A 9980-nucleotide genomic window follows, 5' to 3' on the forward strand; every position below is an offset into this window, starting at 1 on the left:
GACCGGCCTTTTCGTGTGTGAGACGAGAACGTACGTCAGGCTGCGCTGACGACACCCCCCAGAACGTCGTGAAGCTCCTTGGCCTCAGCATCGTTCACAGAGACGACCAAACGGCCCCCACCCTCGAGTGGAACACGCACGATGATGAGGCGCCCCTCCTTCACGGCCTCCATCGGCCCGTCTCCGGTTCTCGGCTTCATCGCTGCCATCGTGGCTCCCTTTCTTGTGGAGGTCTGCCTCCCGAGTTTATCGTGCACACCCGCCCGTCGACGGAAATGTGCCGTCAGGGGATGCGCCAGAACGTGTTTCCGAGCGTGTACATGTTGTAGATCCACACCACCTGGCCGATCAGACACGCCACCAGCACCCCGATCCGCCACCGCCGGGACGGGGGAACGGCGAGCGCACCGGCCAGCGGAGCGAGCGGGAACAGCAGACGGAACGTGCTCGACTGCGGGAAGAACACCGCGAGAAGGTACACGAGATAACTCGCCGACCACAGGCGCACTTCGATCCCGAGTCTGCGGACATGCGGCTCGAGCAGGAGAAGGGCGGCGACAGCGGCCACCAGCAGAACCAGGGCGGTGACGCCGAGCCAGGCGGGCAGTCCCCACCGCGGGAACCAGAACGTCGCTCCCTGCACCCACCCCTCGAACGGCAGGAATCCGCCCGCGTCGCCGACCCACTGCCGCCGCCAGGCCAGCTCTGTCTCCAGATAAGCCGACGCGTCCGTCGTGACCACCGCCGCGATCACCTGCCACGAGAACCCGACGATCGTCGCGAGGGCGCCCAGGGCCAGGATGTGCACGACATCCCGGCGGGTGACCGGCTCGACCGTGCGACGGGTGAGCCGCCACAGACCGTAGAGGGCGAGGAACAGCGCGAACGCGAGCACCCCGGGTCGCGTGAAGCCCATGAGCGGGATGAGCAGGTACAGCCAGCCGTAGCGTCGCTTCTGCACGCAGCGGATCGCCAGCAGCAGGAAGAACAGGAACAGCGCCTCGGCGTAGCCCACCTGCAGCAGGGCGGCGAGCGGCCCGGCGGAGAAGAACACCACTCCCCACAGCGCGGCGCTCTCGCCGAGACGCTCGCGGAACATCCGATGCAGCACGAGCGCGCATCCGTAGCCGGCCGTGAGCGTGACCAGGAACGCCCCGACCCCCCAATGCCCGAAGGGCGCCGCGACCACCGCCGACAGTGCGGGATACAGCGGCATGAAAGCCCACGCGTTCTCGGCGACGCGGCCGGCCTCGGTCAGCGGCAGCTCGGTGGGATACCCCTGAAAGGCGATGAGCCAGTACCACTGGGCGTCCCACGCCAGCACATAGGTGCCGATCGTCGCCCCCTGGCCGTGCCGGGCATCCGCCGGGGCCAGCGCGGAGGCGAGAACGAAGAACGCGCTCGTGACCACGCGCGCCGACAGGTACACCAACGCGACGCGCAGCGCCGGGCGCGTCCAGAGCGACGGGGCGGAAGCTTCCGCCCGCTCCGTCACGCGGTCAGCCACGCTCGCAGACCGCGCTCGACCTCGACGATCTGCGCCACGGGGACCCGCTCCTCGTCGTGATGTGCGAGGTGCGGGTCGCCGGGACCGTAGTTGACGGCGGGAACGCCCATGGCCGAGAACCGTGCCACGTCCGTCCACCCGTACTTCGGGCGCGGTTCGGCACCGACGGCCGTGAGGAACTCCTGCGCCAGCGGCGAATCGAGCCCGGGTCGCGCCCCTTCGGAGAGGTCGACGACCTCGACGTCGAAGCCCGCGAAGACCTCGCGCACATGGCGCTCCGCCTCGGCGCCGTCGCGACTGGGCGCGAACCGGTAGTTGACCTCGACCTCGCACGCGTCGGGGATGACGTTGCCGGCCACCCCTCCGCGCACGTGCACCGCGTTGAGCCCCTCGCGGTAGGCGAGGCCTTCGACGGTGACCTCCCGCGCGCGGTACTCCGCGAGGCGGGCGAGGATGGGAGCGGCCTTGTGGATCGCGTTCTCGCCGATCCACGAGCGCGCACTGTGGGCTCTGACCCCTTCGGTGCGCACGACGGCGCGCAGGTTGCCGTTGCAGCCGCCCTCCACCTGCCCGTTGGACGGTTCGCCGAGGATCGCGAAGTCGCCGGCGAACAGCTCGGGGCTGTTCCGCGCGAGGCGGGTCAGACCGTTGCGTTCGGCCGCGACCTCCTCGTGGTCGTACCACATCCACGTCACATCGACGTTGGACGTCGTGAGCTCCGCCGCCAGCTTCAGCTGCACGGCGACGCCGGCCTTCATGTCGACCGTCCCACGACCCCAGATGAACGGCTCGCCGTCGATCTCGATGTCGCGCGTGGGCACGTTCTGATTGATCGGAACGGTGTCGATGTGCCCGGCGATGACGACGCGGCGGTCACGACCGAGATGGGTGCGTGCGACGATCGTGTCGCCGTCGCGATGCAGGTCGAGGTGACCGTGCTCGGCGAGAGCGAGGTGAATGGCATCGGCCAGCACGGTCTCGTCGTCCGAGACGCTGGGCATGTCGCAGATCGCGCGCGTGAGGTCGACGGACGTTGCGGTGAGGTCGAGGTCCGGCATCCCCCGAGTCTAACGACCGCATCGCAGCCGGTAGCGTGGACGGCATGAGCGACGAACGATGGGTCTGGGGCACGGGCCTGGCGACGGTGACCGAGTCGGGGACGGTGCTGGACACCTGGTTCCCCTCCCCGACTGCCGGCCGCATCCCCGGCGGATACGACCCCGCGAAGGCGACCGAGAACCTCGACCACCTGGCCGTGCCCGACGAGCGCCGCGCCGTCTCCGTCGAGCTGGTGACGCTGGAGATCGACCTGGATGCCGCGCCGACCGGCACATCCGACGCCTACCTGCGACTGCACGCGCTGTCCCACCGCCTCGTCGCCCCGAACGGTCTGAACCTCGACGGGATCTTCGGGCATCTGCCCAACGTCGCCTGGACCAACGCCGGGCCGATGCACCCCGACGATGCCACGCGGCTGCGCCCCTTCCTGGCGCGCGAGGGAATCCAGGTGCAGGGGCTGGACAAGTTCCCGCGCCTGCTCGACTACGTCACGCCCGAGGGCGTGCGCATCGCCGACGCGTCGCGTGTGCGACTCGGTGCCTACCTGTCGCCCGGGACGACCGTCATGCACGAGGGCTTCGTGAACTTCAACGCGGGCACGCTCGGCGCGTCGATGGTCGAGGGACGCATCTCGCAGGGTGTGGTCGTCGGCGACGGCAGCGACATCGGCGGCGGCGCGTCGATCATGGGAACCCTCTCCGGCGGCGGCACCCACAAGGTGTCGATCGGCGCGCGCACGCTGCTGGGCGCCAATGCCGGCATCGGCATCTCGCTGGGCGACGACTGCGTCGTCGAGGCGGGGCTCTACGTCACCGCCGGATCGAAGATCGTGCTCGCCGATCAGCCGCCGGTCGCCGACGGCGGCCGCCCGACCGTCAAGGGGGGCGACCTCTCCGGGCGCGACGGCGTGCTGCTGCGACGCAACTCCGTCACGGGAGCGATCGAGGCCCTCGCCCGAGCGGGCGTGGGCGTCACGCTCAACGAGGCCCTCCACGCCTGAACCGGACCGGCACGTGCGGCGGAACCCGGCGATGACCGGGGCGACGATCGCGGTCGCCACGGTCATCGCGGTCGCCCTCGCCGCCGATGTCTACCACTGGCTCTCCAGCCGGCGCGGACTTCCCCGCCGCCGCACGACGCCTCCCCGGGTCGAAGCCATCGTCGTGCTCGGGTACGGCAATCGCGGCGTGCGCGCGAACGCCGTCAACCGCTACCGCGTGCGAGCGGGCATCCGCTCCATCGATCCGCGGGTTCCGCGCACGGTGCTCGTGCTGAGCGGCGGGGCAGTGCACAGCTCCGTTCCGGAAGCACGCATCATGGCGCGCTATGCCCGCGAGCGCGGTTACCGCGGACCCATCGCCCTGGAGACCGGGAGCCGGTCGACCCGGGAGAACCTCCGCGAGATCATCCCCCTGATCGAAGACGCCGAATCAATAGCGATCGTGTCCAATTCCCCGCACGCCGAGATGGCACGAGCCGCCCTCGCCGAGCAGCGACCCGACCTCGCCTCACGCCTGCGGCGCGCCGCCGACCACCGTTTCGGCGAAGTGCTGCCGTTCAAGATCCTCGGCACCGTCGTCTCGATCCGGCATCGGCGGCGCCTTCCGCCACCGGAGGAGCAACCGGATGACGCGTAGCCTGAGAAGCATGATGCTGCCGTCCTCGCGCCGCGGGCCATGCGCCTGACCCGACGGCAGCGGCGTGCGCTGTCATGGGTGCCGATCACCGTGGTTGCGATCATCTGCGTGGCCATCGCGTGGGGCGCCCTGTCGATCCAGAACTCGTGGTGGACCGATCCGGCCCAGACGCCGTCGACGGACCAGGTGACCGACGACGGCATGTCGACGTTCACCCGTGCCGGAGTGGACTACCTCACCCGACAGGGGGTCGTCCGCATCGATCTTCGCGAGACGGCGGAGCCGGCTGCATCCCTCGGGCTCCCCGCGTCCGGTTCGCAGCAGGTGGAGCCCCTGGTCCCGGTGCGAGCCATCCTGCTCGGCGACGACGGCGTCGCGAGCGTCGAGCTCGTCGAAGCGCTCACGCTGACGACCGACGCCGACTCGGTGACCACCGTCGAGCTGCGTCCCGTCGCGCCGACATCGTGGACGGCGGCGGTCGGGCAGCTCCGGGAGGACGCCGAGACCTGGGGATGGCGCGAAGAGGACTTCTCGCGTCTGGAGGAGGAGCTCACCGCCGCGTCGGGCGCGTCGGACGGTGAATACGCGGCCGCACTTCCGCCGGTCACGGCAAACGGCATGACGATCGGGGCGATGGTCACGATCCGGGGCGAAGACGCACCTGTGGGGCTCTCCTACACGTTCTCCCCCGCCGGCGGCTGAGCCGTCGTTCTCGGAGCCGATCGACCGCGCGGCCCCGCCCCGCTCAGGCGCCGGGGTACCGGCGTTCGGCCGACCCGACGTACAGCTGCTGCGGCCGGCCGATCTTGGTCTGCGGATCGGTCTGCATCTCGCGCCAGTGGGCGAGCCATCCCGGCAGACGGCCGATGGCGAACAGGGGGGTGAACATCCGCGTCGGGAAGCCCATCGCCTTGTAGATCACGCCGGTGTAGAAGTCGACGTTCGGGTACAGGCGGCGCTCCCGGAAGTAATCGTCGCTGAGGGCGATCTCCTCGAGCTCCTTGGCGAGATCGAGGAGCGGATCGCTGACACCGAGCGCTTCGAGCACCTCGTCGGCCGACTCCTTGACGAGCTTCGCGCGCGGATCGTAGTTCTTGTAGACGCGATGTCCGAAGCCCATGAGCTTCACGCCGTCTTCTTTGTTCTTGACGCGCTCGACGAATCGCTGCACGCTCTCACCCGAATCCCGGATCTGCGCGAGCATCGCCAGCACGGCCTCGTTGGCGCCGCCGTGGAGGGGTCCGTACAGGGCGTTGATGCCCGCCGAGATCGAGGAGAACTGATTCGCTCCGGTCGAGCCGACCAGCCGAACGGTCGACGTGGAGGCATTCTGCTCGTGGTCCTCGTGAAGGATGAGGAGGCGCTCCAGGGCCCGAGACATGACGGGGTTGACCTCGTAGATCTCGCTGAGCACACCGAAGTTGAGCTTCAGGAAGTTGTCGACGAAGCTCAGCCCGTTGTCGGGATAGAGGAACGCCTGCCCGACGCTCTTCTTGTGCGCGTACGCCGCGATCACCGGGAGCTTGGCGAGCATGCGGATGGTGTTGAGCTCCACGTGCTCGGGATTGTGCGGGTCGGACTCGTTCTCGTAGTACGTCGAAAGAGCGGCGGTCGCCGCCGAGAGCACCGACATGGGGTGCGCGGTCGGCGGCAGCGACGAGAAGAAGCGCTTGAGGTCTTCGTGGAGAAGCGTGTGACGACGGATGCGTCCGTCGAAGGCCTCGAGCTCCGAGGCGCTCGGCAGCTCGCCGTACAGGAGCAGCCACGCCACCTCGAGGTAGCTGGAATGGGTGGCGAGCTGTTCGATGGGGTACCCGCGATAGCGCAGGATGCCCTGATCGCCGTCGATGTAGGTGATCGACGACTTGGTCGCGGCGGTGTTGACGAAGCCGTAGTCGAGCGCCGTGTAACCGGTCTTCTTCGTCAGCGCCGAGACATCGATGCTCGGCGCGCCCTCGGTGCCGTGCACCAGCGGATATTCGGTCGTGGTGCCACCGATGGTGATGGTGGCGTTGTCCTGCTGAATGCCCGCGTCGCTCACGGCGCCTCCTCGCGATTTCTGGTCGTCCCGGGGGTCGTCGACCCGTCCGGCACCGGGTGGTGCCCTCGGGTCGGCGCGGAAGGCGATGTTCGCGATGGCCGCGCGTTCTACAGCCTACCCATGGCGGGCGCCCACTGATGACACGACCAAAGATGGACCGCACCCGATGGTGGATCCCTCCTACGGCACCCTCAGCGCACGGTAGCGCGCAGGCGCGTCGCCGCGGCGTCGATCCGCTCGTCGGCGGCGGTGAGCGAGAAGCGAACGTGCTGCGGATGGTGGGCACCGTAGAAGTGCCCGGGACCGGCGAGGATCCCGAGGTCGGCGAGCCGGCTGAGACTCTCCCACGCGTCACGTCCCTCGGTCGCCCACAGGTAGAGCCCCGCCTCGCTCGCGTCGACGCGGAAGCCCGCTTCGCGCACAGCGGGAAGAAGCACGTCTCGGCGACGGCGGTAGAGCTCGCGCTGCGCGTCGACGTGCGCGTCGTCGTCGAGCGCCGCGATCATCGCCGCCTGCACGGGCCCGGGCAGCATGAGCCCGAGGTGCTTGCGGGCGGTCAGCAGCGAGGCGATGAGCGCCGGGTCGCCGGCGACGAACGCGGCCCGATACCCCGCGAGGTTGGACTGCTTGCTCAGCGAATACACCGAGAGCACGCCGGCGAGATCACCACCGGTCACGCCGGGCTCGAGCGCCGACGGCACGCCGACGGCATCCCACGGCGCATCCCATCCGAGCAGCGCGTAGCACTCGTCCGATGCGACGACGGCACCGAGCTCCCGGGCCCGTTCGACCGCGGCGCGCAGGGCCGCGGCATCCCGCACCCGTCCGTCGGGGTTGCCGGGCGAGTTCAGCCACACCAGCCGGGTGCCGGCGGGCCACTCCGCGGGATCGTCGGCGGCGAGCGGCACCGCTCCGACCAGACGTGCGCCCACCTCGTACGTGGGGTACGCGGCGCGCGGATGCACGACGATGTCCCCGGAGCCGAGGCCGAGCAGCAGCGGCAGCAGCGCCACGAGCTCTTTCGACCCGATGGTCGGGAGCACGTTCGCGGTGGTCAGCCCCGTCACGCCGCGCCGCCGCTCGTACCAGCGCACGATCGCCTCGCGCAGGGCGGGCGTGCCGACGGTCTGCGGGTAGGCGTGGGCGTCCGTCGCCGCCGCGATGGCGGCCGCGACCACCGCCGGCGTCGGGTCGACGGGCGAGCCGACCGACAGGTCGACGATCCCGTCGGGATGGGCACGCGCCCGCTCCGCATACGGAGCGACCGCATCCCAGGGGTAGTCGGCGAGGTCTGCGACTCCCACGGATCAGTGCTCTTGCGGCGGGAGGGCGGCGATGACCGGGTGGTCCTTGGCGATCACGCCGACCTTCGCGGCACCCCCGGGCGAGCCGATGTCGTCGAAGAATTCGACGTTGGCCCTGTAGTAGTCCTGCCATTCATCGGGCAGGTCGTCCTCGTAGTAGATCGCCTCGACGGGGCACACCGGCTCGCAGGCTCCGCAGTCGACGCACTCATCGGGGTGGATGTAGAGAGATCTCTCGCCCTCGTAGATGCAGTCGACCGGACACTCGTCGATGCAGGCGCGGTCTTTGACATCCACGCACGGGAGGGCGATCACATACGTCACGGTGTCAGTCTACGCGTCACGCGTGGCGGCTTCGTCGACCGACGGCAGGCTCGGCCAGGCGACCGCGAGCGCCACGACCAGCGGCACCGCGAAGGTCCACACGAGGGAGATCTCCGTCTGCGGCACCACGACGGACCCGCCCGGCCCCTCACCCGAGAAGACGAGGGTCGAGACCATCATTCCCCCTCCCGTTGCCAGGGTCGACCAGCGATCGGCCGTGAGCAGCCGCACCGCCAGGAGGAGGGCCGCCGAGCCGATGACCGCGACGACGAGGCCGACGGGGATGCCCACGATCGCGTAGGAGTGGCCGATCGTGCCGGCGAGGCCGTAGAAGGCTCCGATGACGAAGGCGAGGATCCACGTGGCCAGGCGCACCGGGAGGGACGAGTTCACCGTGACAGCCTAGTCCGGGCGCGTCACGCCGCCCAGCCGACCAGGCGCAGCAGCGCAGCCGTCGCCGCGGCCACAGCGACGACGACGAGGAACGGTGCGCGCAGCAGCAGCAGCCCCGCCGCGACGAGCACCGCCGGCACCCGCGCGTCGACGGTCACCGCCTGCCCGTCACCGAGCGTCTGCACGGCCACGAGCGCGGCAAGCAGCGCCACCGTGAGCAGATCGGCGATGCGGGCGGGGCGCGGCGCCTCGAGCCAGCGCGGCGGAATGAGATAGCCGACCGTCTTCAACGCCACGCAGATGATCGAGGCGATCAGCACAGCGGTCCAGAGGTTCACGGCAGCCCTTCCCGCTCGGGTGCGTCGGCGGGCTCGCGGGGCGGACGGTCATCGCGGCCCAGCAGGTTGAACCACCCGACAACGACGGCCACCACGGCGGCGAGCAGGACCGGGATGCCCGGCATCAGCACGGGGGTGAGGAGGGTTGCGACAACGGCTGCGGCGATCCCGACCGCGATCGGCTGCCGGTGCCGCAGGCGCGGCCAGAGCAGGGCGAGGAACGCCGCGGCCGCCGCGGCGTCGAGCCCGTACGCACGCGGATCGCCGAGAACGTCGCCGAGGAGTGCGCCCGCGAGAGTGGACAGGTTCCATCCGACATAGATGCCGATCCCGGTGACCCAGAACCCGATCGTGCGCGCACGCGGCGTCTCGCGGGCAAGCGAGACGGCGGTGGACTCGTCGATCGTGAACGGGGCCGCGGTCAGCCGCGTGGCCAGGCGTCGTCCGATGATCGGGGACATCCGCATTCCGTAGGCGACGTTGCGCACCCCCAGCAGGGCCGCCGACGCGACCGCCGAGGGCGCGGCCGCCACACCGCCCGCGGCGACGACGCCGACGAAGGCGAACTGCGATCCGCCGGTGAACATCAGCAGGCTGAGCACGCACGCCTGCCACACGTCCAGTCCCGACGCGACCGCCAGGGCACCGAACGACACGCCGTAGGCGCTCGTGGCGAGCGCGACCCCCACGGCCTCGCGCCACGCCGCGCGCGCGTCCGCCTCGTCGTTCACATCCGCCGCCTCATCCATCGACGTCACCACCGTTCAGCTCCGACACTCTCACGCGACGCCGCCACCGGGCACGGTGAACAACGCAGGAGTTCGTGCGCGGGCGTGGTGGCTGCGGCCCGCAAACCCGGGCGGCGTCCTCACCGCGCTCGAGAATCTCCGGTGTTGTTGACCGGCGCGGGACGTCGATGCGGGAACGGCGCACCGAGGCAGCGCACTGACCGCTCGATGGGGCGGGTCAGGCGTTCGCGTCCTGGCGCTTGAGGCGACTCGTCTGACGGGCGCGCTCGGTCTGGTCGAGGATCACCTTGCGGATGCGCACCCGCTCGGGCGTGACCTCGACGCACTCGTCCTCACGGGCGAACTCCAGGCACTCCTCCAGCGAGAGCTGGCGCGGCGGGGTGAGCTTCTCGAGCTCGTCGGCGGTCGACGAGCGCATGTTGGTGAGCTTCTTCTCCTTGGTGATGTTCACATCCATGTCCTCGGAGCGGGTGTTCTCCCCCACGACCATGCCCTCGTACACCTCCTCGGTGGGCTGCACGAAGAACGACATGCGCTCCTGCAGGGCCATCATGGCGAACGGGGTGGCCACCCCTGCCCGATCGGCGACGATGGAGCCGTTCTGTCGCGCGACGATCTGCCCCGCCCA

The 9980-nt window shown here is 70.0% G+C and carries 12 protein-coding genes and 1 pseudogene; 3 read left to right on the forward strand and 10 right to left on the reverse strand.

Annotated features, from left to right (window positions below):
* Window positions 1–35: 35 nt before the first annotated feature.
* The 3 genes from B4E30_RS12000 to dapE all read right to left on the reverse strand — a co-directional run bounded on the left by B4E30_RS12000 (window position 36) and on the right by dapE (window position 2565).
* The gene (locus tag B4E30_RS12000; RefSeq protein ID WP_064485917.1) at window positions 36–209 is read right to left on the reverse strand and encodes a DUF3117 domain-containing protein; all 174 of its coding nucleotides are present in this window, start codon (window positions 207–209) and stop codon (window positions 36–38) included.
* A 74-nt stretch (window positions 210–283) separates the two neighbouring features.
* Complete coding sequence (locus B4E30_RS12005; RefSeq protein ID WP_071042927.1) at window positions 284–1507, reverse strand: hypothetical protein; 1224 nt, start codon at window positions 1505–1507, stop codon at window positions 284–286.
* Entirely contained in the window at window positions 1492–2565 is a 1074-nt protein-coding gene (gene dapE / locus B4E30_RS12010; protein WP_286717157.1) for a succinyl-diaminopimelate desuccinylase, read from the reverse strand. Before dapE ends, B4E30_RS12005 begins: the two co-directional genes overlap by 16 nt.
* Before the next feature lie 44 nt (window positions 2566–2609).
* Between dapE and dapD the strand changes: the two genes are divergently transcribed.
* From dapD to B4E30_RS12025, 3 genes are read left to right on the forward strand one after another with little or no spacing between them, the layout of a single operon-like run.
* Window positions 2610–3566, forward strand: coding sequence for a 2,3,4,5-tetrahydropyridine-2,6-dicarboxylate N-succinyltransferase (gene dapD, locus B4E30_RS12015; protein ID WP_286717159.1), 957 nt, complete (start codon window positions 2610–2612; stop codon window positions 3564–3566).
* Between the two features lie 31 nt (window positions 3567–3597).
* Window positions 3598–4203 (forward strand): YdcF family protein, encoded by a 606-nt coding sequence (locus B4E30_RS12020; RefSeq protein ID WP_071042926.1) that lies wholly within the window; start codon window positions 3598–3600, stop codon window positions 4201–4203.
* Between the two features lie 39 nt (window positions 4204–4242).
* A complete protein-coding gene (locus B4E30_RS12025; RefSeq protein WP_071042925.1) occupies window positions 4243–4905 on the forward strand; it encodes a hypothetical protein in 663 nt (220 codons plus the stop codon).
* Between the two features lie 43 nt (window positions 4906–4948).
* On the opposite strand, the gene B4E30_RS12030 is transcribed toward B4E30_RS12025, so the two are convergent.
* The 7 genes and pseudogenes from B4E30_RS12030 to B4E30_RS12060 form a co-directional block, all read right to left on the reverse strand.
* Window positions 4949–6244 carry a citrate synthase gene (locus B4E30_RS12030; protein WP_075807067.1) on the reverse strand — a complete coding sequence of 432 codons (1296 nt, stop codon included), beginning with the start codon at window positions 6242–6244 and terminating at the stop codon, window positions 4949–4951.
* 191 nt (window positions 6245–6435) lie between these two features.
* On the reverse strand, window positions 6436–7548 hold the full coding sequence (gene dapC, locus B4E30_RS12035) for a succinyldiaminopimelate transaminase (protein WP_071042924.1): 1113 nt from the start codon (window positions 7546–7548) through the stop codon (window positions 6436–6438).
* A 3-nt stretch (window positions 7549–7551) separates the two neighbouring features.
* Window positions 7552–7872 carry a ferredoxin gene (gene fdxA / locus B4E30_RS12040; RefSeq protein WP_286795419.1) on the reverse strand — a complete coding sequence of 107 codons (321 nt, stop codon included), beginning with the start codon at window positions 7870–7872 and terminating at the stop codon, window positions 7552–7554.
* Between the two features lie 9 nt (window positions 7873–7881).
* Window positions 7882–8265, reverse strand: coding sequence for a DUF6113 family protein (locus B4E30_RS12045; protein ID WP_286795420.1), 384 nt, complete (start codon window positions 8263–8265; stop codon window positions 7882–7884).
* Between the two features lie 23 nt (window positions 8266–8288).
* Window positions 8289–8603 (reverse strand): AzlD domain-containing protein, encoded by a 315-nt coding sequence (locus B4E30_RS12050; protein WP_286795421.1) that lies wholly within the window; start codon window positions 8601–8603, stop codon window positions 8289–8291.
* Window positions 8600–9352, reverse strand: coding sequence for an AzlC family ABC transporter permease (locus B4E30_RS12055; protein ID WP_286795422.1), 753 nt, complete (start codon window positions 9350–9352; stop codon window positions 8600–8602). Before B4E30_RS12055 ends, B4E30_RS12050 begins: the two co-directional genes overlap by 4 nt.
* Before the next feature lie 217 nt (window positions 9353–9569).
* Window positions 9570–9980 (reverse strand): annotated as a pseudogene (locus B4E30_RS12060) (translational GTPase TypA); the annotation flags it as partial.

Origin of the sequence: Microbacterium sp. UBA3394 (assembly GCF_002358725.1) — a bacterium.
Taxonomy (GTDB): domain Bacteria; phylum Actinomycetota; class Actinomycetes; order Actinomycetales; family Microbacteriaceae; genus Microbacterium; species Microbacterium luteum.